This window comes from Vibrio neptunius (assembly GCA_019339365.1).
In the GTDB taxonomy this organism is placed as follows: Bacteria; Pseudomonadota; Gammaproteobacteria; order Enterobacterales; family Vibrionaceae; genus Vibrio; species Vibrio neptunius.
The window spans coordinates 1,119,187-1,143,546 of record CP079860.1; the positions used below are offsets into that span (position 1 = coordinate 1,119,187).

Genomic DNA, 24,360 nt, shown 5'->3' on the forward strand with positions numbered 1-24,360 from the left:
GATTTTATCCGGTTGACGGGCGATAGTGATTCTGTCGCTCCAGTGAGGCCCGTATCTATGTCACAACAAGAGAAACCTGCATTTAAACTGGTGCCTGAAATTGCGTTATTAGAACCGCTGCCAGAGCATCTGAGAAACCGCTTTGCCCACGCATTGAAGTTGATGCATGACGAGCTGGCAGAACACAGAACGTGGGAGCAAATTGCTACTGAGAGCGCAATATCGCCGTATCATTTCCATCGCCAGTTTAGCGAATTGTTCCATGAGACCCCGGGGCAGTATCTCAGCCGATTACGACTGCAAGTTGCGGTGAATCTGCTGCTTAATGATGAACCTTGGAGTGTGATGGAGGTAGCTCACTATTGTGGTTTCTCTTCTTCGCAAGCCTTAGGTAAGGCTTTAAAGAGAGAGCTTGGTGTGACGGCGAAACAAATTCGCAAAATGGGTTATGAATCCACACCGCGAGAGACGGCTGATTTTATTGCTAAGCTTGCTCATCCCGGCGCTCAGCAGTCGATTGAAAGCGAGCTGGCCAAGTCTATGCCAACTGAGTTGATTTGGTACCCTCAGCGAGGGATGAAAAAGATCGCTCTGGAAGATCCTGACTGGGATTCGGTGATCGAAATCTATGGCAAAAAAACAGTCAATTTACTCGGCGCAACACCTATTAACCAACTTGAAAAAGTATGGGACCAAATTGAGACCTTCATTGGTGATTGGCAAGTCGACGAAGCTATCTACGATTTTGTGATTCCTGAAGGGTACTACCTGTGCGCTGAGGTGTATCTGATTTCTGATGTTGCTTACAGTGCTGCTGTAGAAGCGCTGTTTGAGATCGTAGACGAACAGAAGTTGGAAATTGATGGCAACGCTTTTTTGATTGAAATGGTTTGTGATATTGAGTTGACCTTAACAGGAGGGGCAACGTTTTCATTTCAGATACCTATTATCCGCTAACTCTATTCATCGGGTTCATTCGAATAACTTCTCTTGTGGTTGTTGCATAAATAGTCATATTATCGCTCGGTATAAAAGAGAGGGATTAAAGAGTCTGTGTTTATTGTTAAAGTTTATATGTACAAAATGCCACCAATTTGCTTAGCTCCATAACGTATTGATTTATATTATTATGCGTTTTTGGTGAATTACTTTTCATTATTTGCTTGAGTGTGAAATCTTTGTCGTTATAATTGCGGCAACGATAACTTATTCACTAATTGTGAAATTATAGTCATCTAGGGAGCAGTCAGATGAGTGATACACTTTTAGCCGAAGAGAACCACAAAAACAGTCGCAACATATTGATGTTCGCCATTCCGTCTTTGTTGGGTCTTTTCTTTTTCCTTGCACCGTTAACCATTGATGGCAACTTCACCTTTCCGCTAGCGCTTATGGCGAAAGGCGTCAAAGCGATCCTTGGAGATGCGATTTTACCAACTGTCACCGCTGTGATTTGTTTTTCTGCTGTCATTTCTATTCTTGCCAGTCTCATCAAGCCAACTTTTGTGACTCAATCTGCATTGATGACAAGACTGTTTGTTCTGACGCCAGTTTGGCTAGTCGTTCGAGTTTTAGGTGCAGTATTCACTCTTATGGCATTACACCAGATCGGGCCTGAAGTGATTTGGAACGGCAACACGGGTGGTCTGGTTCTTAATGACCTTCTGCCTTCTTTACTGGTGACTTTCTTCCTGGCTGGTTTGCTGCTGCCACTGTTACTCAACTTTGGTTTGCTTGAGTTGCTCGGTACTGTTCTGAGCCGTTTTATGCGCCCGGTTTTCCGTTTGCCAGGTCGTGCTGCGATTGACTGTATGTCCTCCTGGCTAGGTGATGGCACCGTTGGGGTGATTCTGACCAGTAAGCAATATGAAGATAAAAAATACACTGCGCGTGAAGCAGCGGTTGTCGCGACTATGTTTTCTCCGGTTGGGATTTCTTTCTCGCTGGTGGTATTAACTCAGGTTGGCTTAGAGAATTTCTTTGTCCCGTTCTACTTCTCTATCTGTTTGTCCGGTGTGATTGCCGCGATGGTGATTCAGTACCTGCCACCGTTATCGTATAAGAAAGACCTGTACATTGATGGTACTGAGCCTAATCGTAATGATGAATTGGTGCCAGCGGGTCAATCGGTTATGGGCTTTGGCCTGAAGTTGGCGTTGTACAGAGCAAGCAAAGTGAAAAGCCTTGGGGCGGTTGCTAAAGAAGGTGTGCACAATGCACTGGACATGGTAATCAGCGTGCTGCCTGTGGTTATGGCAATCGGTACTTTAGGTCTGGTTGTTGCTGAAACGACGCCATTATTCTCATTACTGGGTGCACCGTTCATTCCACTGCTAAACGCGTTGAATGTTCCGGAAGCAGCAGTCGCTGCGGAAACCATGCTAGTTGGTTTTGCTGATATGTACGTACCTTCGATCATCGCAGCGTCGACGATTAATGCCGATCTGACCAAGTTTGTTGTGGCAGCATTGTCCGTAACTCAGCTGATTTTCATGTCAGAGACTGGTTCTGTGATTCTAAGCAGTAAAGTCCCTGTGAACTTTTTGGAGTTGGTCGCTATCTTCCTGCTAAGAACGCTAGTTACGCTGCCAATCATTGTGTTGGTCGCACATTGGATCTTCTAATGCGTTGATTGACACTGCCTAATGAACTAGCCCGCTACGTCTGACTTAGCGGGCTAATTTGTTTATGGGCTATTTATCATCAAAGCTGGTATAAGCTCATGCCCGAGAGCTAGGGTATACGATGTTTATTGACATCTGTATTATGCGCATCGGCTTGAGCCAGCTCTTAGACTGACTCATTATGGATGATCAACAGCCGTATGTTTTTTCTATATAGAGCTCAAACTGCTTACACATCAGATCGTCAGAGGTATCGTTATCAGCTAAACAATTGGCGCCATCAACGATGCTGATCTTTGCATTTAACGGTGCGGCATCGATTTGTTCACGATCATTTAAGTCGGCAATTTTTTGCTTTTGAATTTCCCACGCTTGATCGGCAGTGAGGCTGCATGCCTCGGCAAGATATTTGGCATTGAAGCCTTCTCCCGTCAGACTCTTGATGGTGTCATTGTGAGATAATTGATTGCCTGCACGCCAATAATGTTCTGCCAGTAAGGGACCGATTTCAGGGTTGTCAGTCAGATACCCAAACCTGTCGAGGAAGTAAGCTCGTGTTTGATACACTGCCATGTTGGCTAGCAAGTAACCGTGATATGCACAGGATGCCTCATCAGAAAGTAAGTGAGGAATCGCCATCAATGGGCGAGGACTGCACTCTAGTCCCAGAATCTGCTTCTCACACTGACGTGCTAAAGCCGTAATGTGTTCCGCCGTCAGTTCCTCATCGCTAAGTTGATACAAGGCTTTTTCGAAGTAAGGCACCACTAAAATGCTGCGCTCCTGATACGCCTTAAACGGCTGGCTACAATTGATCATCGATTGAATGATCTCGTCTGGAACTGGATTACCGTCCACATCCAGAGCGTATTGTTTCAGCCAGTCGGCATCATTCAGCAGGCTGTCACAGAACATGGATTGAGTTTCGGCGTAAGCCATCGACGTCGGTGCAAACTCTTGAGAAAAACAAGGCGAGTTCATCTTGACGTTGGCAAAGTGCGCGGCATGACCACCTTCATGGAAAAGGGTGTTGATACCATCATAACCGCTGCCAATCTGATCGGGTTTTGCATTACTGGTGAAATTGACCTTGGCCGCGACCCATCGCCCATCGTCATAAAACGAAGGAATAGGGCCGTGGCAAAAACCATTTTGGTATTTTCCTTGACGATCCAGCAAGTCCAAAGTGAGCTCTGCACCAGAGTAATCAATGTTTAGCCGGCTAAAAGATTCTACCCAGCGTCTGAGTGACTTGGAAAACGGTACGTATGGATCCAACTCACGCATTGAATCGCCAGAAAAGGAGTAATTGAAGTTATAGCCCGTAAGTGCGTTTTGACCTTTCTCACTAGCGAGTTTATCTAAGCTGGTGAGATTAACTTGTCTGGTCCGCTGCTCGAAATCATCCAGAATGGCAAACAACTCAGAGGTGGTCATTTTTTCGTTTTTCAGTACAGAGTAATCGAAGAAATTGTCGTACCCTAACGAGCGAGCAAACTGGTTGCGCAGTTTGACTAAATCGATAAAGCCATTACCGAGGAGCCATTGCTCAAGATCTAGCAATGCTTGATGTGCTGACTGGCGTACGGCTTCATTATCGTTTGCCATTATGGTTGAGCGCAGTGCCGGTAAAGAAGCGTCAACGTGATCTCCCTGTTCGTTGACGTAAACCAGCGCATGGTTTTGTTTTTTCTCAAACAGTGCAGTTTCAAATTCGATCAGTTCCGTCTTAAGGGCCTGAGCTTTATCTCCTTCGATAGCATGTGAGCGAAAAGTGGCTAGCCAGCCTTCAAGCCCGATTTGAGTTTGGTTGCGTTCTTCTGTATCGGCTATTTCATTGAGTGTACTGAGCTGTTGTTCGATAGTAGCAATCTGCTCGGCATTACTTAGGAAATGCGTCCATGCGGTTTGCGCAGTCGTATAACGATCATGTTCGTTGCTGATCCCCATATAGGTGTCCCAGAACAAATCTTCTTTGGTTCGATGAACGTCTAGGTAACGCTGGTTGAGATCTTTGAGGTATTGAGTGGCAGTCATTTCAGTCCATAAAATGTGGGTATGAAGTACTATTATCACATAACTGATTTAATGAAATCAGTTACATAGGTGGCATTTTTGTGTTTTCTCAATGTCTAACGCTAAGGGAGTTTACCTCCAACACTCACCAACATACTGTTGGTGATTTCTTCCATAAATTTGGGCGTTACAGTTAAACGGGGCCATTGGGCTTGGTCGAAGTACACGATTATCAATCGGTTGAAATATGTGCTTGCAGTGTGTTTTGAAACTTGTTAAAAATTAGATATGAAACTGATTTACTCAAACGCTAACCAAACTACCACCACCACGAGATTGCTCGGGGGGTAGTTTTTAACGTCTATAAAAAACCTCTGAGCGAATTCTCCGCCAGAGGTTTTTTTATACCTTGGTTTTGCTTTTCGCTCAGAACACACACAAGGAAAACGATATGAATACTCATCGCGAAATTGCAGAACAACTCGATTTATTTCATTCCGAACCTCAAGCGCCGGGGATGATCTTCTGGCATCCTAGTGGTTGGCGATTGTTTCAGACTATTCAACACCATATGCGTCGTGTATATCGCCAAAATGGCTTTCAAGAGGTCAATACGCCAATCTTTATGAAGCAAGAATTGTGGCAGACTTCAGGCCACATTGACATGTTCGCTGACAATATGTTTTTCGGTGGTGGCTCGGACGATAACAACGAGTATGTGTTAAAGCCAATGTCATGCCCTGCACATATTCTGATGTACAAACGAGGTGTTCATAGCCACAGAGACTTGCCGCTGAAGCTGTTTGAGTTTGGATTGGTGCATCGAAATGAAGCTTCGGGTTCACTGAATGGCTGTTTACGAGCTCGTCAGTTCACTCAGGATGACGCACACGTCTTCTGTCGATGGACGCAAGCGGAAGAGGAAATTTGTCGATTTTTGCAACGTGCAAAGCAAGTCTATGGCGATTATGGCTACCAAGAGTTGGGAGTAAAAGTGTCGACTAAGCCAGAAAAAGCACTAGGGTCAGATGAGTATTGGTCGAGAGCACAAGCGCTGTTAGCCTCCGCGTGTGAGCATGAGGGGCTACAAGCAGAGTTTCAGCCTGGAGAAGGGGCTTTCTATGGGCCTAAGATCGAACTGTCATTGATGGATTCTATGGGGCGCAGCTGGCAATGCGGTACAATTCAATTCGACTTCAACTTAGCTGAGCGGTTTGATGTTCAGTACACGAACGAGCAAGGTCAGTTTGAAGCGCCCGTCATTATGCACCAAGCAATGTATGGCTCTATTGAACGTTGGATTGGCGTGTTGCTGGAATCGTCTCAAGGGCATCTTCCTGACTGGCTGCATCCTATGCCAGTCGCCATTGCCTCGGTGAGTGAGTCTGACCATGACTTCACTCGCCAGCTTGAAGCACTTTGCATCGAGCATGATATCCCTGTATCGGTCGATTTGAGTCCAAGCTCAGTGGGACGTAAGCTCAAGCGATTCCATAAGCTCAGGATACCCTATGTGCTGGTAGTGGGAGACAAGGAGCGAGCCAACAACAGTCTGGCGATAAAATGCCGTGAGGATGGAACAATTGTTCAGGTAGCAGTGGATGAACTCATTATTTATCTCAAGGAAAAACTCAGTCAAGCCTGCTAGATAGGGGCCCGTTCGGAGGCGGCACTGTCTTTGGCTTAGTTTTGGTCGATAACAGTGACAAATGAGGTAGGCCAACAGGCCTACTTTTGTATTGCTTGACTTAGGCTTCAACGCCTAGATTTTTACTATTCACCTTACCAAACTGCGCTCTGTACTTCTGCGGGGAAACGCCCACCAAGCGACGAAAATGATGGCGCATGGTGACGGCGTTTTCAAACCCTGCTTGATTAGCCAATTGTTCGATAGGTAAGGACTCGGTTTCCAGCAGCCCTTTTGCTCTTTCGATGCGCTGTTGGATCAGCCACTCTTTAGGGGAAAGGCTAAAACTGGCGCGAAATTTACGATCAAAAGTACGTCGAGACATGCTGGCTTGCTGCGCCCAGTCTTCAACCGTGATGGCTTTATCCAGATTCTCAGATGCCCAGGCGATCGCTTGTGAAAATGTCCCCGGAACTTTGAGCATGGGGGTTTCAACAAACTGCGCTTGTCCGCCTGTTCGGTGGGAAGATATGACCAGCCTTTTCGCGACCTGATTGGCAATCTGATAACCGTAATCGTGACGGATAATTGCCAGACCAAGGTCAAGTGCTGAAGCGCTTCCGGCTGAGCACCCAATTTGTCCATCGACTACGTACAGTACATCTTTCTGGTATTCGACATCAGGAAATTGCTCTCGAAATGCATTTTCATACATCCAGTGTGTGGTGGCTTTGCGCCCTCTAAGCAGCCCGAGTTTCCCTAGTAAAAAGAGCCTGAACAAAGTGACAAAACGCGTTTACCATCGCTGACAAACTGACGAATTTCGCGCTGAATCAGGGGAGGAATCTCGTAGTCTCCAGTCGGCCAGCCGGGAATGATCAATGTGTGGTAATTCTTTAAACTCTCGACGAATTTCGTCTTGAGCGTAACACCGCCTGTGCTTTCAAAATCTTTATTCTCCATATTAATGATCTCGCAGTCATACCAAGGATCGAACTCTGGTCGAGGCAAGGCAAACAGTTCCGCAGCGCAGGACATTTCAAACAAGGTGATGTGAGAGTGGGCAAGAATGGCAACTTTGATCATCTAGAAACTCGTTAGTGAGGGATAGTCTTTGGCTGATTATTATCGAATATTGACTTTTAGGCCAGTGTTGAGTTGCTTATTTGAACGCAATAATGTTTCAAAAGACAAGCAAGGAGACGTTATGACAAGTGCAGTAACTAGAGTTCCAGCCGCCAGTAGTGAGCGCGCGCTGGAATATTTCAGTCGACTATTGGAGTTTGAAACAGATTGCTGGGATGTTCATCATGCCATCACCAATGATCGTATGGACTTTGTGTTGCTTGATGTCAGAGGGGATGAGCTGTTTGCACAAGGACACGTGAAGGGAGCGATCAACATTCCTCACCCGAGGTTGAATGAAAAGAGCCTGAGCGCTTTTCCACCAGACACACAGTTTGTGGTGTATTGTGCCGGGCCACACTGTAATGGTACCGAGAAGGCGGCTATTCGTTTGGCAAAACTTGGTCGACCTGTGAAAAAAATGATTGGTGGTGTCACAGGCTGGCTCGATGAAGGGTTTGAGCTGGTCAAACAGGAGGCTGAAGCATGCGCTTAGTGGTTGGAACAGATTCTACTTGGTCTTTGCGCGCTTGGATATGTGCGTACATTGCAGGGGTAGAGATGGAAACTCAGGTGATCGATCTAACGAAACCTGAGGCGAAAGAACAGCTTAAATTGGTTTCTCCGACAGGGCTCGTCCCAGCACTCATTATTGATAACAACAGCGTGATCCATGATTCGCTGGCCATTAGTGAGTATTTAAACGAGCTATCGGAAGGAAAATTGTTACCTCGAAGTGATTTTCAACGAGCAGAAGCACGGAGTTTATGCTGTGAAATGCACTCAGGTTTTGTCGCACTGAGAACGCATTGCTCGTTTACTCTGGATAAGCCGGAGGTTGACTCACTTCCTATGCAAGAGCTGTCCTCTGATCTTACGCGTATCAATACCATTTTTGCCAAGGCTCGGCTGCCGTTTATGTACGATGAGCCGACCATGGTTGACGCCTTCTATGCGATCTTAGCTTATCGCCTCGAACGTTACGGCCTTTCTCTTCAAGGCAAAGCGGCGGAATACCAAAGAAGCTTGCTTGAGTGGCACGGGTTAACTGATGCGATTGAAGCAGCCAAACAGTGGCGTAACGGGTGATTGAAGAATCCACAATAACTCTATGACTAACATGCATAGAGTCATTGTGAAAATGTCATTTGAGTCATTACAAGAGGCTCAATACACTTCGCGCTCTTTATTTTCTTGCTGAGACTATGAATCATGTTTTCTCAATCACTTTTTGCTCAGCTCGTGAGAATGACGATATTGCTTTGCCTAACTCTGTTGGCCGTCCATCAGTCACCGCGTCTGATGGAACTGTTAGCGGAGCAGGCGATCAATAGCGGTTGCCACCAGCAAAGTCACGATATGTCCGGTGACCATTCTCATCATCACCATCATTAAGGTCAGTTCATGAGCATTTTCCGTTTTCCAGCAATGGTCTGGTTAGGTATCGCCATTCTGGTTATCTGCCTAGGTATCAGGCAATCTTTTGGTATTTTCATGATGCCGGTTTCAGATTACTTTCAAACCGGACGTGAATTTTTCAGCTTTGCTATTGCGCTGCAAAATTTGCTGTTTGGTGTCTTTCAGCCGTTTGTCGGTATGGCTGCTGACCGATTCGGCGCAAAACGCATCATCATTGCAGGCGCTATGGCATATGGTGTTGGCCTGTATTTGACCTCTATCGCTGTCGAGCCTTCAACACTTTATTGGACGCTTGGTGTTCTCGTTGGCTTAGGCCTGAGCGCAACCAGTTATGTCATCGTTCTTGGCACCGTTGCTAAAGTTGTCCCTGCGGAGCACGCAGCAAAAGCATTTGGCTTGGCCACTGCTGCTGGCTCTTTTGGTATGTTTGCTATGATTCCCGGAGCGCAGATGCTACTGAGTGATTTGGGATGGCAAGGGGCGCTTCAGGGCTTTGCTATGCTTTGCTCAACAATGATTGCATTTGCATTGTTTATGCGAGCGCCGAAAACCGCAGCCAAAAATGAAAACTCTGCTAGTGAGATGAAAGAAGACAATTTAACGCTTAGTCAGGCGTTAAAAGAGGCGTTTTCTCATAAAGGTTATTGGCTGATCCATCTTGGTTTCTTCGTTTGTGGCTTCCACGTGATGTTTATTGCTACCCATTTACCTAGCTATTTAGCCGACAAACAGTTACCTGCTTCAACGGCTGCGATGGCACTCGCTTACGTCGGGGTTTTCAATATCTTCGGCTCTTATTTTTGGGGAGTGATGGGCGATAAATTCAGCAAACGCCATGTGATGTCTGCGCTGTATCTGATGCGTACCATGGTGATTGGTGCATTTGTGACATTGCCAGTTACTGAGCACACAGCAGCGATATTTGGTGCAGTTATTGGTTTTTGTTGGCTAGGTACCGTGCCATTGACGTCTGGCTTAGTGAGGCAGATCTTTGGCGCTAAGTATCTGTCGACGCTTTATGGGCTGGTCTTTTTCACTCATCAGGTCGGCAGTTTCTTAGGGGCTTGGGCTGGTGGTCGTATTTATGATTACTACGGTTCTTATGAGCCCATTTGGTGGTCGACGGTTGTTCTCGCGTTTGCTGCGGCGATTATTCATCTGCCAATCAACGACAAGCCTGTTCGACGCTTTGCGGTAGCGCAATAAATTCATTCGCCACAAGTCTTAGTTCCTGTTTCTCACGTACTAATGTAAAAGAGAAAAGTCAGGAGCTGAGGCTTGAAACAAAAAGTTGGTCTTTACTGGTTCACTTGCGATCTTCGCACCCAAGATAACCCATTGCTATGGCAGGCGAGTTGTGAAGTTGATAGCCTGCTATGCATCTATTGCTTGCCTCAGATGGACAGTTATCTGATTCGTTATTCACAAGAACAGAGTTTAGGCTCTGAGCGAATGGCATTTCTTCAGCAATCCGTGGCCTGTTTATCGATATCTCTCGAAAATATGGGACAGCATTTGATCGTCTGTGATGACCGCCCTCTGGATGTCCTCCATCGTTTTATCCGAGATTATGATGTCACGCATTTGTACTGTGACCTATTTTCCGGTGTCAATGAGCAAAGCGTAGTCGACAGGTTGTCTCAGTTGCACTCGGATCTCACCTGTATTCAAGAGCCAGTTAACACACTCTTCAGTCAGCGCCTTCTCCCTTTTACGTTAGGCGAATTGCCCGGCACCTTTACCCAATTCAGAAAGCAAGTCGAGCACCTTCCTATCGGTGTAGAATCAAGCCTGTCTTTGTTACCTGAACAACCTGTGCAGGTAATCAGCACATTAAACATAGAAAAGGTACCATGTCAGCTATTCGCTGGGGGAGAAACTCAGGGGCTCGCTCATTGTTCTGGTTACTTTGCTACATCTTTAGCAAGTCACTACAAACAAACTCGCAACGAGCTCGATGGTTTTGATTTTTCGACTAAGTTTTCTCCGTGGTTAGCCCTAGGATGCCTGAGTCCGAAGAGGATCTTTGTATTGCTTCAAGAATATGAGCAGAGGGAAGGAGCCAACGACTCGACTTACTGGATTTTCTTTGAGGTGCTGTGGCGGGAGTATTTTCATTGGTATGGAAAGCAGTGGGGAAGACGTTTGTTTAAGTTTTCTGGCGTTAAAGATATCGCACCATTGACAAGCTTTTATAGCTACCGGTTTCAGCAATGGAAACATGGTGAAACGCAATATCCAATCGTCAATGCGTGCATGAAACAGCTTAAAGCGACGGGGTACATGTCTAATAGAGGCAGGCAACTCGTAGCAAGCTGTTTGATTCATGAACTTGGTTTGGATTGGCGCTACGGGGCCGCCTACTTCGAGACTCAACTCGTTGATTATGATGTCGCTTCGAACTGGGGGAATTGGCAATATTTGGCGGGCGTGGGCGCGGACCCCAGAGGTTCTCGTCATTTTAATTTAGCGAAACAAACTGAAATGTACGATCCAGATAAGATTTTCATAGAGCGGTGGCGCGGAAATAAAGCAATTACGCCAAGTGATCATGTTGATATGGTCGACTGGCCACTCTCTTGTTCAAAAGGAGATGAGTAAGATGACGTTTAACACTATCCGCCTTATTCTCGGCGATCAGCTCAATATGCGTCACTCTTGGTTTAAAGAATCAGACAAATCTGTGTTGTACTTGATTGCAGAGCTCCATCCCGAGGCGACTTATGTTAAACATCACATACAAAAAGTGTGTGCATTTTTCGCAGCAATGCAGGCTTTTGCGCATGATCTTCAGCAAGATGGGCACGAAGTGCTGCACCTCAATCTGGACCAAACTTTGGCATTCTCTGATGTCTCGCAACTCGTCCGTCACTATGTCAAAGAATCTGGTGCAACCGTGTTCGAGTATCAAAGACCGGATGAGTTTCGTTTAGCAACGCTCCTCGATGAAATAGAGATACAAGGCTGCCGTATTCAACGTACAGAGAGCGAACACTTCCTCCTTCCTTTTGAGCAGATTGAACAGCATTTTCCTCAAGGAAAGCATATTATGATGGAGCATTTCTATCGTAAAATGCGAAAAAATTTCAGCATCTTAATGGAAGATGGAAAGCCCAAAGGTGGAAAGTGGAATTACGATGCGAACAATCGCAACAAACTCAAAATAGCGGATATAGAGCGTTTGCCAACCCCGCTATTGTTTGGCAATGATGTCACTGAGATTAAAGCGTCGCTTGAGCGGCACAATATCAGCACTATAGGGCAACTTGAAGGCCCATTGTTGTGGCCGATCAACCGCAATCAAAGTCTGACGCTACTTGCCCACTTTTGCTCCGTATGCCTACCTAACTTTGGCCGGTTTCAAGATGCAATGACCCAGGCGCATGCATCAAAATGGTCGCTTTACCATAGTCGATTATCCTTCGCCTTAAACAGCAAAATGCTTCACCCTCTCGAAGTGATTGATAGTGCATTGTCAGCGTATGAGTCGAACCCAGACATAGATATTTCTCAGGCTGAAGGCTTCATACGTCAAATTCTCGGTTGGAGGGAATACATCCGAGGCGTGTACTGGGCCAATATGCCAGATTATGCTGAGCACAACCACTTCGACGCTAAACGCCACTTGCCTGAATATTTTTGGTCTGGAGAGACGAAAATGGCATGTATGAAGGAAGCCATCGGGCAATCGTTGGATTTCGCCTATGCGCATCATATTCAAAGACTCATGGTGACAGGCAACTTTTGTTTGTTGACAGAGATTGACCCAGCCCAGGTTGATGAATGGTATCTCGGTATCTATGTGGACGCGATTGAATGGGTAGAAATGCCTAACACCCGAGGTATGGCTCTATTCGCGGATGGTGGCATTGTGGGAACGAAACCTTACGCTGCGAGTGGTTCGTACATCAATCGAATGAGTGATTACTGCAAAGGGTGCCATTATAACCACAGCAAAAAAACGCAGGACGATGCTTGTCCATTGAATAGCTTGTATTGGCGTTTCATGCACAAACACAGAGAAATGCTAACGCAAAACCCGCGTATTGGCGTTATTTATCGGTCTTGGGACAATCTTGAGGAACAGGCACAAAGTGAGATTTTGCAAAAGGCAGAGTATTATTTGGCGCATATTGAAAACTTGTAATTCAATCTCTAGCGTGATGGAAAATAAAAATGTGCCAGAGAGTATTTTGGGAACCGCTTGAGAATAAAATGGATTATGATTAAGACCTTTGCTCCCAACGGTCTTTGTTTATATGTATGCGGAATGGATAACCACAGAAGCGTTACTCGCTGCTTTCCTGATTTTTCTTGGCTCTTTCGTACAGACGGCGATTGGTTTTGGCTTAGCGATTGTTGCCGCACCGCTGCTATTTCTCATCTCGCCAGATTATGTTCCCGCCCCTATCTGCTTGGTAGCGCTTTATATCTCAATTCTCAATGCACTGAAGCATAGAGATAGCGTAGAGATCGGGGGGCTTAAGATGGCATTAATTGGTCGAGTGCCGGGCTCTATCGCGGGTGGTGTGCTATTGGTGATGGTATCGACCGATTTGCTGGCGCTATGGCTTGGCTTGCTGGTATTGTTTGCAGTCGCAGTGAGTCTACTTCCTTTTCGCATTGAGCCTACACCAGCCCGCATGAGCGTAGCCGGTTTCTTTTCTGGTTTTTTCGGCACTAGCTCTGGTATTGGAGGGCCGCCGATGGCTTTGTTGTTACAACATCAGGAAGCGAATCAGCTGCGAGGAAATTTGTCGGCCTTTTTTGTATTCAGCTCAATCATTTCATTGATTATCCAAATGCCTGCGGGCTTTTTAACGACGCATCATCTGTGGATCAGTATTCCACTTCTTCCTGCTGCGTGGTTGGGTTATAAACTCGCCTTAGCAACGACTCAATCTCTGCCCAAAGAAAAGATTCGCCTTGGAGCATTGATGCTGTGTACCGTCAGTGGTGCTACGGCAGTCTGGCAGGGCTTGGTATAACTCATTTTATTGACGTTCATCTTAGGTTAAGGAAAAAACATGATACTAGAAGTCGCCATCTTGGATGTGAAGCCAGATATGGAGAAAGATTTTGAGCAAAACTTTGCAAAAGCTCAGGCCATCATCTCAAGTATGAAAGGCTATGTTTCACACCAGCTGCAACGTTGTATTGAGAATCCGGGGCGCTATATTTTGTTAGTGAACTGGCAAACATTGGAAGACCATGAAATCGGGTTCAGGCAATCTGCTGAGTACCAGGAATGGAAAGCACTTTTACATCATTTTTATGATCCATTCCCGACCGTAGAACACTATGAGAGTGTGTCCGATTAAGGTTTTCTAAAAGGAGAAACAACAGGTTATGAGAACGATAGGTAATATAATTTGGTTTTTGCTGGGCGGCGTTGTCATGGGCCTGATGTGGTGGTTCTTCGGCCTACTGGCTTTTATCAGCATCGTGGGTATTCCTTGGGGGCGCGCCTGTTTCGTGATGGGTAATTTTTCCTTCTTCCCATTTGGTCAGGAAGCCATTGCCCGAGATGAGCTGACCAATGAAATGGATATTGGAACCAGCCCGCTCGGTCTGGTCGGCAACGTCATTTGGTTTGTGTTTGCAGGTATCTGGTTAGCGATAGGCCACATCCTGTCAGCGGTGGCGTGTTTTGTGACCATCATTGGTATTCCATTTGCTATTCAGCACCTCAAACTGGCGTACATCTCGCTGGCTCCGATTGGTAAAACCGTGGTGCCGAAAGAGCAAGCGGCGATGGCAAGATATTCTAAATAATGAAAGCCCCAATTGGGGCTTTTCTGCTTTCAGTCAAAGATTAAGTGACGCCCGCCTATATTAGAAGCGCTAGTAAGCTCCTCGTTCAGTTGTCTAATAAAAGAGATGGCTTAACCCGACAGTTTGGACCTGTATGACATTGACCGGATATAAATGTCATTTATAGTAATGCGCTAAATTAGCTACTTAGAAAATAGAATAACCCTTAATGCTGCGCTGGATAACAAAGATAAAAACCTTCCTCTGCGCGTCAAGCTTGATCGTATCCACTGCCAGTGACGCGCATCCCCACCCCGTGGAACTGGAACTCTACACTCAGGAATTTCCGCCGCTCCAAGTCAAAGTGGATGGTGTAGCAGAAGGCTATGTGATCAAATTTGTCGAAGCTGTGGTACAAGACGCTGCTCAATCCCTGCCGATGGAAGTTCATCAGGTGCACTTCACTCCTTGGAAGCGGGCAATGCGAATTACGCAGAATCGCCCGAACGCCTTGTTCTTCTCTGTATCGCGTACGCCAGTGAGAGAGGATAAATTTCATTGGATTGGTGAAGTCTCACCCTACGAAGTCGGGATCTATCGTCATATTACTGGGCCTAAATTAGAAACGGATCAACTGCAGGCGCTCAAAGGCTTTCGTTTTGGTGCACAAACTGAGGGGTCGTTTGAAGAGTTGATTCAGTCTCTGGGTTTTGATCGGATTATACCAGTTAACTACGGTAAGGATGCGATTCGCTTGCTGCGTGCGAATCGGGTCGACTACGCGCCTTTGGTGACGGTCAGCTACCCCTATCGGATGGAACAATACGGCTTTGAGCCTGAAAATTTTGTTGAAGTGATGAAGGTAAAGCCATTGTGTAAAGCATTGTGGTTAGTTACGGGCAAGCAAACGTCTCCGGAGATAGTTCATGCTTTAACTCAAAGCTTTGATACGTTGAAAAAACAAGGCAAGCTCGCAGCTTTGATTGACGCTTATCAACCGGATAGCGCCGTGATGCTTCGTTATCGAAAACAGGTGGCTAAGCAATAAAAGTGGGCCTGATGGCAGGCCCAAATGGATTTACAGTTCTTCACCGTAGATGTCAAAAGAGAAGTATTTTTTCGCAATCTTGTCATACGTACCGTTGGCGCGAATAGCGACAATCGCTTTATTGAATTTCTCAGTCAGTGCTTTGTCACTCTGGCGTAATGCTAACGCTGTCCCTTCGCCTATGTAGGCTTTGTCGGTCACAGGATTGCCGACAAACTTGAACCCCTGACCAATCTCTTTGGCTAGAAATGCTAACGCTAGCTGATCAGAATTACCAAAAGTCAGATCCAAGCGGCCGTTAACCATGTCAATGTAGACTTCATCCTGACCGGTATAGCGTTTGATCTCTGCGACGTCGCCGAATTTGTCCGTTACATAACGATCGTGAATTGTACCCCCTTGAACACCAATGACTTTGTCTTTCATCCCTTGCGCTGAAATGTCGACTTTAGCGTCCATCGCTGTGACAAAACGAGCCGGAGTTTGGTAATACTTGTTGGTAAACAATACACGCTTTTTGCGCTCTTCGGTGATACGCATTGAAGCCATGATGACATCCGACTTTCGTGCCAACAGGCTAGGGATGAGTGAATCCCAGTTCTGAGCGACCCAGGTACAGTCCAGTTTGGCTTCAGCACACAGTGCATCGGCAATTTCGATATCGAATCCAGTTGGGTTGCCGCTTTGATCTTTGTAGTTAAACGGCGGGTAAGTGAAGTCGGATGCCAGACGTACTTGCTTTGCAAAAGTAGGTGTAGACAGAAGAGCTGCAGTACAAGCAATGACACTAAGCACTTTTTTCATGTTCGAAATCCTTATCTTCGTTTTTCATGGATACTGGGTCAGCGAAGTGGCTCATGATGGTAGCGACTTCCTGCATAGATTCTTGTGAGCCAATCGTGATTCTCACGCAGTGATTCAGGCTCGGTTCGTGTGATTGGTTGCGGGTGACGATTCCAGCGTTAAGCAAATAGTTGAACAGCTCGATATCCGGTCGGGTGCGAATCAGTACGAAGTTGGTGGAAGAAGGGTAGATCTGCTCGATCCAACCTAATGACTGGATCTGGTCAACGAACCAACGTTTAGTGGCGATCAACTTCTGGGTACTTTGTGTCACTTTGGCCAACCCTTCTGGGCTCAGTGCGTTTAACACGATTTCGGCTGAACTGTCCGGCATTGGGTAAGGGGGGACCATTTTATATAGGTAGTCCATCACGGATGTATCAGCGATGATGAAGCCACATCGTACAGCAGCAAGGCCAAAGGCTTTAGAGAGAGTACGAATAACGACCAGATGTGGGTATCGCTCGATTAAGCTGATAACGCTTTCTTCAAGTTCAAAATCAATGTATGCCTCGTCCACGACAATCAATGCCTGATCTTGTGTTTGTTCGAGCACAGACAGTACATCTTGTCGATTCAGCATCTGGCCTGTTGGGTTATTGGGTGAACAAAGAAACACCAAGTTTGCAGACTCCGCCGCCTTCACAACACCGTCTACATCCAGAGCAAAATTCGGCGTAAGCAAAGGGGCGTCGATGGTTTCAACGGCAAGTGAATCAGCACAAAATTCATACATCGCATACGTAGGGCTACAGATAGCGATGCGACTTTTTCCCGGTTGGCAGAAAGTGCGCACGAGAAGATCAATCGCTTCATCAGCGCCTCTCACTGCCAAAACGGGCTGTTGGGTGTGGCAGTAATCCTGATAAGCGTAAGCGATGTCCTGGGGCAAAAAGTCAGGATAACGATGGTAAGCATTTTGTTGGTCACTGAAATGCAGTGGTTGCTCTAACTCGTTGGCGTTGAGCCACAACCGACCAGACCCTCCAATACGTCGTGCAGATTGATAAGGTATTAATTTTTTTATGTTATCTGGTGCGATCTTGTCTGCCAGTGACGTCATTTTAATATTCCTTTACTGCATAATAAATCAATAATAAAACCAATTAATAAGTAGAATTTCTTATTTGATAAAAACATAGTCAAAAATCCATTTGAGTAGAATCGAAATAAAGGCATACTAGCTATGCAAAAACGCATAGCTAGTGGGGTGGTAATGATGCGCTTACCTTCGACGAAAAACTTACAGGCATTCTTGGCAACCGCCGAATACCTTAACCTGACCCATGCCGCCGAGTCGCTCAACATGACGCAAGGCGCGGTCAGCCGGCAGATTCAGTCTCTCGAATCTTTGATGGGAGTGAGCTTGTTTTATCGCCGTGCTCGAGGACTCGCCTTGACGCCTGAAGGGAGTATGTTCGTGCCACTCGCGCAAGATATTATCAAGCGCTTACAACGCTCAGTCAGAGAAGTGTCTGAAAGTGCCAACCGTGTAAAGCTACTAGCACCCAGCTGTATTACCACCTGGTTACTGGCGCGCTTAGCCAATTTTCAGCAGACCAGCCCAGATGTGAATGTCGAACTGACTTCAACCACTAAGCACCAGTTTCATCCAGATTTTGACAGTTTTGATATGGTGATCGTTTATGGTAAGCCAGTGCGAAGTAAACAGGTTTCCCAAACCCTGTTGTTTGATGAAATTCTGGCGCCCATTTGTTCACCTCAGTTGTGGTCACAGTGCGTCGAGCAGAATGAACCCTTACAAGACGTTTTGGTCAATCGCTTTACTTGGTTACATGCAAACCCTGAGCAGTCTGACTGGATGCTATGGTGCAACAGTTGTGACGAATCTACACTTAAAGGGAAAGGGAATCAGACGTTTGCTACGTTAGATCAGGCCATGAATGCCGCTCAACAGGGGTTTGGGATGACAGTGGGGGACGTGACCTTGGCGGAGCAGGACATAAAGTCAAATCGCTTGCTCTGCCCGTTTGATAAACGTATCCGCTCTGGCAATAGTTACTTTCTGCTTTCCGCCAATCAAGAGCCGAATGAATCGGTCAAAGCCTTATCTGACTGGCTGGAGCAACAATAAGGTAAGTTATGGAAATCTGTTTATTAGGGACGTCATCAGGGACTCCAACCAAAGCAAGAAATGTCTCTGCCACGGCTGTAATGGAAAGCAAGGGTAAAGGCTGGTTTCTGGTTGATTGTGGTGAAGCGACCCAACACCAGTTGCTGCATACGCCCTTATCGCTCAATTACCTCAAGGCGATTTTCATTACTCACTTACATGGTGACCATTGCTTTGGTTTGCCGGGCTTACTTGCCAGCGCTGGAATGAATCGTCGTTCAGATCCTTTAATCATTATTGCGCCGAAAGGGATCCGAGAATGGCTTGAAGCGACAATGCAATTTACTAAGCTTCACTTGCCTTACGAGCTTCAGTTTATTTCTGCTGAATCTTTGCCCTCAATGACTATAGGCCAATTCACTATTTCGTTGTGTGAATTAGAGCATCGTGTGCCTTCCTTCGCCTATTGTTTTACCGAAAGTACGATCAAAGCTTATCTAAATTTTGACAAGCTGGCACAGCAAGGTGTACCACGAGGCCCGTTATGGGGTCAGTTAGTCAAAGGGCAAAATGTCGAACATCAAGGCAAAACGCTGATCAGCGAAGAGTTCACTTATTTGGAACACGGGCCAAGAAAGCTTGTTATCGCTGGTGATAATGCCGAGCCTGAGTTGCTCAAACACTTATGTGAAGAATGCCATTTGCTGGTTCATGAGTCGACTTATGCCGAAGCTTTTGCCAAACAGGCGAAAGCGTTTGGCCACAGCTACGGAAAGTTGGTTGCGGAGTTTGCCGAAGTCGCTGGTATCCCTAACTTGATTCTTACCCATTTCAGCCCACGTTATCAGCTACACCCTCAAGCGGAGCTGTCAGTCGAGATTATTCGCTCAGAGGCTGAGCAGGTATACTCTGGCAACTTATTCCTTGCACAAGACTTACTGCGCTATCGAATCGACAAACAGGGTAAAGTGACGTTAGTCGAGCCACCTATTTCATCACCACCTGATTGAAGTCTATCCAACCGTTAGCAAGCAGTGCCGGTGCTGTTACGGTGTCTGAGATTTTGAGATCCTGTTCTACATGAAAGAGTGGTTGATAAATGCCTTTTTTGATTAAGTTTTTCTCAATCTTTTCAAACTGTTTGAGCCTCGTGGCTAGTTTGGGTTGTGCCATATATAGTTGTTAGCTTTGGTGAGCAAGCGGTATTCGTTACATGCTTTATACTTCAGTTTCTGGTCGCGATAATATTGGTATTAAGCCGAGTTCGATTTATTCAGTAATCATCACTATTGAACGGCTTTATATTTTGAAACTTGTCATAAAATAGAAGAGTATAAATATTACTTTGCTCATTTTTTAAATTTAAAATATTTTAAAAAATGACTATGCATGATGTTTTCTTCATTACAATGAAGTGTGTTGTTCCATAAATTACTGTTTCTATTGATTATTATAAAAATAGTTAATTCTATCTATAGGGGTATTTGTATAATACAAATACCCCTATAGTTTCTATCAATTAATAGGTTTTATATTTGACACTAACTGATTTTGTTTGAAATAAATTGGTTTAATTTATGATTGATAAAATAAATACTGTTGATATTGTGCACTTGTTTGGTTTATTAAATAATTGTTAAAAATGGTTTGCATTAATTTAAATTGTTAATGTTATGTTTATCTCCGGCATTTATAAAATGCCACGATAAGGAGAATCATAATGAAAATAGCCAAGCATTTTTTGGCAGTAGCCGTAGCGAGTGCGATGTCACTATCTGCACATGCCGGTGAGTCAGTTTATTTAAGCAAACCAATCAACTTTACATCATTTTCCGGGCTGAACTCTCAGCTTGGTGTAGACAATGCCTCCAGCTTCAAAATGGTAAAAGAAGTCAACCTGAAGAAGCGCGGTATCTACAAAGTCAAAGTCCAGCAAAATATCTGGGGAGTGCCTGTTTGGGGTCACTACCTAAATGCAACGCAAAGTGCCAAAGGTGGTGCCCTAAAAGCCGTTCAGGGTAAATACGTTAAGATGGCCGGCGTTGATCGTAAGTTCGTAAAACCTTCTCTCAACCGTGCACAAGCACTAGAGCTGGCGAGCAAAGATCTTAAAGCTGGTGTCGCAGCCAGTCCATCTTTAGCGAACGCCAAAGACGACCTTTACGTATATCAAGACGGTGATAAAACTCGTTTGATTTATGTGATTTCTTACCTAATCGAAGGCAAAGCTCATCCGTCGCGTCCGTTTACCATGTTGGATGCCCACAGCGGTGAAATTATTGAACGTTGGGAGGGGATTGCCCACGCCCAAATTGGTACTGGCCCTGGCGGTAACGAGAAAACAGGCCAGTATGAGTACGGTACTGATTACCACTACCTTGATGTGACGGAAAACGGCACTGAGTGTGTAATGGAATCCGATAACGTTGTCACTGTGGATCTAAACGGTGCGACATCAGGCTCTACGCCTTATTCCTATGAATGTCCGCGTAATGCGCACAAAGAAATCAATGGTGCTTTTTCACCGCTGAACGATGCACATTACTTCGGTAACGTTGTATTCGACATGTATAAAGACTGGTTTGATACGGCACCGTTGACGTTCAAACTGATGATGCGTGTTCACTATGGAAACGGTTACGAGAACGCCTTCTGGGATGGTCAGGCAATGACCTTCGGTGACGGTGAAAGTTACTTCTACCCTCTAGTGAGTTTGGATGTATCCGCGCACGAAGTCAGCCACGGTTTTACTGAGCAAAACTCAGGTCTTATTTACGCAAATCAGTCTGGTGGTATGAATGAAGCCTTCTCAGATATCGCTGGTGAAGCCGCTGAATACTACATGAAAGGGACTAACGACTGGATGGTCGGTCGTGACATCTTTAAAGCAGACGGTGCATTGCGTTACATGGATGATCCTTCACGTGACGGCTCTTCTATCAATCACGCTTCTGACTACTACGATGGTCTTAACGTTCACTACAGTTCTGGCGTATTCAATAAAGCCTTCTACCACATCGCGACCACACAGGGTTGGGATACTAAGAAAGCATTTGAATTGTTTGTTCTGGCCAACCAGATCTATTGGGCAGAAGACAGTGATTTCTGGCAAGGTGCCTGTGGTGTGAAAAACGCTGCAAATGACCTAGGTTACAACTCTGAAGATGTTGTGGCGGCATTTGGTCTGGTTGGTGTTGAGCCATGTGCTGAGCCACCTTTACCACCTGAGCCGGAGTATCAACGTCTCGAAAACGCTCAAGCAGTGACGGTTGCTGGTGGTACAGGCTCGAAAACTTACTTCGATATCGAAGTGCCAGAAGGTAAAGAGAAACTAACGGTAGAACTTGGCGTGTCAACTGGCGACCCAGATATCTATGTTGGTCTTGACTACGCACCGAGCTCTCAGGAAAACATCTGTAAGAGTGAGTCGGTGACTGATGAAATCTGTGTCATCGAGAACCCAACGGCTGGCCGTTATACCGTCAATGTATTTGGCTACTCTGAATATGCAGATGCAAGCCTTAAAGCATCGTTTGATTCTGGTAGCACTAACGTTCCACCAGTGGCTTCATTCGACCACGTTGTCACGGGCAAGAAAGTTGACCTAACCAGCACGAGCAGTGATAGCGATGGTGAGATTGTTTCTTACCAGTGGAATCTTGGTGACGGTAACTCTCAGTCAGGTGCTGTGGTTAGCCACACTTACGCGGCAGCTGGTGATTACGTTGTGACTCTGACGGTAACAGACAATGCTGGTTCTGCGACGTCGACTAATAAGACCATCACAATTGAAGATACGGCAACAGACGCGTTCCCACTTAAACTGCAATTTGGTAACAAGCAGCCTAATGGTAAGGCCCGCGTTAAGCTGGCTTGGGAATACCTAACAGACGATTACTTTGTTGTGAAACGCAATGGCAAAGTGGTGGGTGCAACTGAATTTACCTCTTACGTCGACAAGTTCCGTCACAACGGCACGATTGATGTTGAGTACCAGGTATGTACCTCAGGTGACGTTTGTTCTGAAACGAAGCGTTACCGCTTCATCAAAGCCAACTAGTCCATTCTAAAAACGACAGGGCTCCAAATGGGGCCCTGCTTTTTATCAAGCCTACAGAATTTATAAGGAACTCAGTTCTGCTATGAAAAAGACATTACTAGCTTTAGCTCTATTTGGGAGCGCTTCCGCCTTTGCTGCATCAGATGCCAACATACTGAAAGATGGAGAAGTATGGATTACCACAGATGCAGATGCGCAACATTTGGTCACGCAGCATGGGGCTGCGGTAGTCAATGGCTTTGCCGCGAATCCAAATGCTGTTGTAGCCAAAATTAATGAGAAGCAGTTGGCGGCGCTTTCCAGTCATATGCACGAAGCAAAACACCGTTGTGGTGGTTACATGGTGCATGCAGACAAGGCAAGCGCAATGAAAGCGGCGGGTATGCCACTGTCGATGAGTACGTTTGAGAAGCCGGTGATCAGCCACCACGATACGGTCGAGTCGTTGATTGCGCAAGTTGAACCAAACAACATGGTTACTACCATTGAAAACCTAACCAGCTTTACTAACCGTTTTTATACCACTTCTACGGGTATTGCTGCTTCGGACTGGTTGCTAGAGCGCTGGCAAGAAGAAATTAAGGATGTACCTTATGCCTCAGCTCAGCAAATCTCACACAGTGATTACCCACAAAAATCGGTTGAAGTCACTTTAGTTGGTGCAAAGCATCCAGACGAGATCGTTGTGGTGGGTGGTCACCTAGATTCAACAGTTGGGTCATGGACAACCGAAGGTACAATATCACCGGGAGCCGATGATGACGCTTCCGGTATAGCGACGGTGACGGAAGCACTTCGCCTGATGATCGCCAGCGGTATCCAGCCAGATCGCACCATCAAGTTCTACGGCTATGCGGCAGAAGAAGTGGGCTTGCGAGGTTCTCAAGACATTGCTCAAACATTGAAAGGCGAGCAGGCGAATGTTGTCTCTGCCTTGCAACTGGATATGACCAACTACAACGGTTCGGCTCATGATATTACTTTCATCAACGATTACACTGACGCGAATTTAACGCAATTTCTCAGCGAGCTGATTGATACCTACGCGAGTGAAATTACTTATGATTTTGACCGCTGTGGCTACGCCTGTTCTGACCACGCTTCATGGCATAACGCTGGTTACCCGTCAGCAATGCCGTTTGAAACCATGTTCAATGATTACAACCCGCATATCCATACTGAGCACGACACGCTGGAGAATTCTGATCCAACTGCAAGCCATGCGACTAAATTTGCTAAGTTAGCGATCGCGTACTTGGTGGAAACCAGTTTGGATGATGTTGAGTCGCCAGTGAAGGAGCTGGAAAACGGTACGCCAGTGGAGAATCTGACGTCTGGTTATTTTGATGAACAGTTCTTCGTTTTCCGCACCACAGAGCCAGGTGAGGTGACGATTTCCATTACAGGGCCACGCAGTGGTGATGCTGATTTATATGTGACCTATGAAGGTCCGGTTTCGAAAACAGAATATGACTGTCGTCCGTTCCAGAATGGCAGTAACGAACAGTGTGTGTTTAACAAACCAGCCGGTGAGTTCAACATTATGATTCGTGGTTACCGTAACTTTGATGAAGTAGATATTGTGGCTAGTTTTAGCCCAGAAAATGCACAGGATCAGAAGCAATAACTGAAAGAAGTCCACCATTTGGTGGACTTTTTGATGATGAGTCGTCACTGAATTTTGGTTTAAGGCAAACCAATAGGATATCTGGCGACTAACATTCGTCATTTTACTCTGCCTATATACAGGTGCAAAGAATCCTGAACAGG

General features: G+C 45.8%; 20 protein-coding genes and 2 pseudogenes. 17 read left to right on the forward strand and 5 right to left on the reverse strand.

What is annotated here, in order from left to right; translation table 11 throughout:
* Positions 1-57: 57 nt before the first annotated feature.
* Both KW548_21775 and KW548_21780 read left to right on the forward strand, forming a co-directional pair.
* A complete protein-coding gene (locus tag KW548_21775; GenBank protein ID QXX09499.1) occupies positions 58-957 on the forward strand; it encodes an AraC family transcriptional regulator in 900 nt (299 codons plus the stop codon).
* Between the two features lie 293 nt (positions 958-1,250).
* Complete coding sequence (locus tag KW548_21780) at positions 1,251-2,624, forward strand: YjiH family protein (protein QXX08282.1); 1,374 nt, start codon at positions 1,251-1,253, stop codon at positions 2,622-2,624.
* Between the two features lie 189 nt (positions 2,625-2,813).
* Here KW548_21780 and KW548_21785 read toward each other — a convergent pair whose 3' ends face one another.
* Complete coding sequence (locus tag KW548_21785) at positions 2,814-4,661, reverse strand: peptidase M3 (GenBank protein QXX08283.1); 1,848 nt, start codon at positions 4,659-4,661, stop codon at positions 2,814-2,816.
* A gap of 430 nt (positions 4,662-5,091) precedes the next feature.
* On the opposite strand from KW548_21785, the gene thrS reads away from it, so the two are divergent.
* Positions 5,092-6,288, forward strand: coding sequence for a threonine--tRNA ligase (thrS, locus tag KW548_21790; protein ID QXX08284.1), 1,197 nt, complete (start codon positions 5,092-5,094; stop codon positions 6,286-6,288).
* A 100-nt stretch (positions 6,289-6,388) separates the two neighbouring features.
* Here the strand turns inward: thrS and KW548_21795 are convergent.
* Positions 6,389-7,353: pseudogene (locus KW548_21795) on the reverse strand (helix-turn-helix domain-containing protein).
* Positions 7,354-7,474: 121 nt separating this feature from the next.
* Between KW548_21795 and KW548_21800 the strand changes: the two are divergent.
* The 10 genes from KW548_21800 (at position 7,475) to KW548_21845 (ending at position 15,613) form a co-directional block, all read left to right on the forward strand.
* Positions 7,475-7,888 (forward strand): rhodanese-like domain-containing protein, encoded by a 414-nt coding sequence (locus KW548_21800; GenBank protein QXX08285.1) that lies wholly within the window; start codon positions 7,475-7,477, stop codon positions 7,886-7,888.
* On the forward strand, positions 7,879-8,481 hold the full coding sequence (locus KW548_21805; protein ID QXX08286.1) for a glutathione S-transferase N-terminal domain-containing protein: 603 nt from the start codon (positions 7,879-7,881) through the stop codon (positions 8,479-8,481). The genes KW548_21800 and KW548_21805 overlap by 10 nt, the downstream gene beginning before the upstream one ends.
* 123 nt (positions 8,482-8,604) lie before the next feature.
* Positions 8,605-8,787: a hypothetical protein gene (locus KW548_21810; protein ID QXX08287.1), complete on the forward strand. Its 183-nt coding sequence runs from the start codon at positions 8,605-8,607 to the stop codon at positions 8,785-8,787.
* Positions 8,788-8,796: 9 nt separating this feature from the next.
* Positions 8,797-10,017: an MFS transporter gene (locus KW548_21815; protein ID QXX08288.1), complete on the forward strand. Its 1,221-nt coding sequence runs from the start codon at positions 8,797-8,799 to the stop codon at positions 10,015-10,017.
* A 72-nt stretch (positions 10,018-10,089) separates the two neighbouring features.
* The gene (locus tag KW548_21820) at positions 10,090-11,412 is read left to right on the forward strand and encodes a DASH family cryptochrome (protein ID QXX08289.1); all 1,323 of its coding nucleotides are present in this window, start codon (positions 10,090-10,092) and stop codon (positions 11,410-11,412) included.
* 1 nt (position 11,413) lies between these two features.
* The gene (locus KW548_21825) at positions 11,414-12,958 is read left to right on the forward strand and encodes a cryptochrome/photolyase family protein (protein QXX08290.1); all 1,545 of its coding nucleotides are present in this window, start codon (positions 11,414-11,416) and stop codon (positions 12,956-12,958) included.
* Between the two features lie 112 nt (positions 12,959-13,070).
* Positions 13,071-13,799: a sulfite exporter TauE/SafE family protein gene (locus KW548_21830; protein QXX08291.1), complete on the forward strand. Its 729-nt coding sequence runs from the start codon at positions 13,071-13,073 to the stop codon at positions 13,797-13,799.
* Positions 13,800-13,838: 39 nt separating this feature from the next.
* Positions 13,839-14,132: an antibiotic biosynthesis monooxygenase gene (locus KW548_21835; GenBank protein QXX08292.1), complete on the forward strand. Its 294-nt coding sequence runs from the start codon at positions 13,839-13,841 to the stop codon at positions 14,130-14,132.
* Positions 14,133-14,160: 28 nt separating this feature from the next.
* On the forward strand, positions 14,161-14,586 hold the full coding sequence (locus tag KW548_21840; protein QXX08293.1) for a YccF domain-containing protein: 426 nt from the start codon (positions 14,161-14,163) through the stop codon (positions 14,584-14,586).
* Positions 14,587-14,794: 208 nt separating this feature from the next.
* Positions 14,795-15,613, forward strand: coding sequence for a transporter substrate-binding domain-containing protein (locus KW548_21845; protein ID QXX08294.1), 819 nt, complete (start codon positions 14,795-14,797; stop codon positions 15,611-15,613).
* A 30-nt stretch (positions 15,614-15,643) separates the two neighbouring features.
* Here the strand turns inward: KW548_21845 and KW548_21850 are convergent, their stop codons facing one another.
* Entirely contained in the window at positions 15,644-16,417 is a 774-nt protein-coding gene (locus KW548_21850) for an ABC transporter substrate-binding protein (GenBank protein QXX08295.1), read from the reverse strand.
* On the reverse strand, positions 16,401-17,519 hold the full coding sequence (gene hisC, locus KW548_21855) for a histidinol-phosphate transaminase (protein ID QXX08296.1): 1,119 nt from the start codon (positions 17,517-17,519) through the stop codon (positions 16,401-16,403). Before hisC ends, KW548_21850 begins: the two co-directional genes overlap by 17 nt.
* A 156-nt stretch (positions 17,520-17,675) precedes the next feature.
* On the opposite strand from hisC, the gene KW548_21860 reads away from it, so the two are divergent.
* Positions 17,676-18,551 carry a LysR family transcriptional regulator gene (locus KW548_21860; GenBank protein QXX09500.1) on the forward strand — a complete coding sequence of 292 codons (876 nt, stop codon included), beginning with the start codon at positions 17,676-17,678 and terminating at the stop codon, positions 18,549-18,551.
* A gap of 8 nt (positions 18,552-18,559) precedes the next feature.
* Complete coding sequence (locus KW548_21865) at positions 18,560-19,540, forward strand: ribonuclease Z (protein ID QXX08297.1); 981 nt, start codon at positions 18,560-18,562, stop codon at positions 19,538-19,540.
* Here the strand turns inward: KW548_21865 and KW548_21870 are convergent.
* Positions 19,518-19,703: pseudogene (locus tag KW548_21870) on the reverse strand (ABC transporter substrate-binding protein). The gene KW548_21865 and the pseudogene KW548_21870 overlap by 23 nt on opposite strands.
* Positions 19,704-20,250: 547 nt before the next feature.
* Between KW548_21870 and KW548_21875 the strand changes: the two are divergent.
* Both KW548_21875 and KW548_21880 read left to right on the forward strand, forming a co-directional pair.
* Positions 20,251-22,590 (forward strand): M4 family metallopeptidase, encoded by a 2,340-nt coding sequence (locus tag KW548_21875; GenBank protein QXX08298.1) that lies wholly within the window; start codon positions 20,251-20,253, stop codon positions 22,588-22,590.
* Between the two features lie 82 nt (positions 22,591-22,672).
* Positions 22,673-24,217 carry a M20/M25/M40 family metallo-hydrolase gene (locus KW548_21880; protein ID QXX08299.1) on the forward strand — a complete coding sequence of 515 codons (1,545 nt, stop codon included), beginning with the start codon at positions 22,673-22,675 and terminating at the stop codon, positions 24,215-24,217.
* Positions 24,218-24,360: the final 143 nt, after the last annotated feature.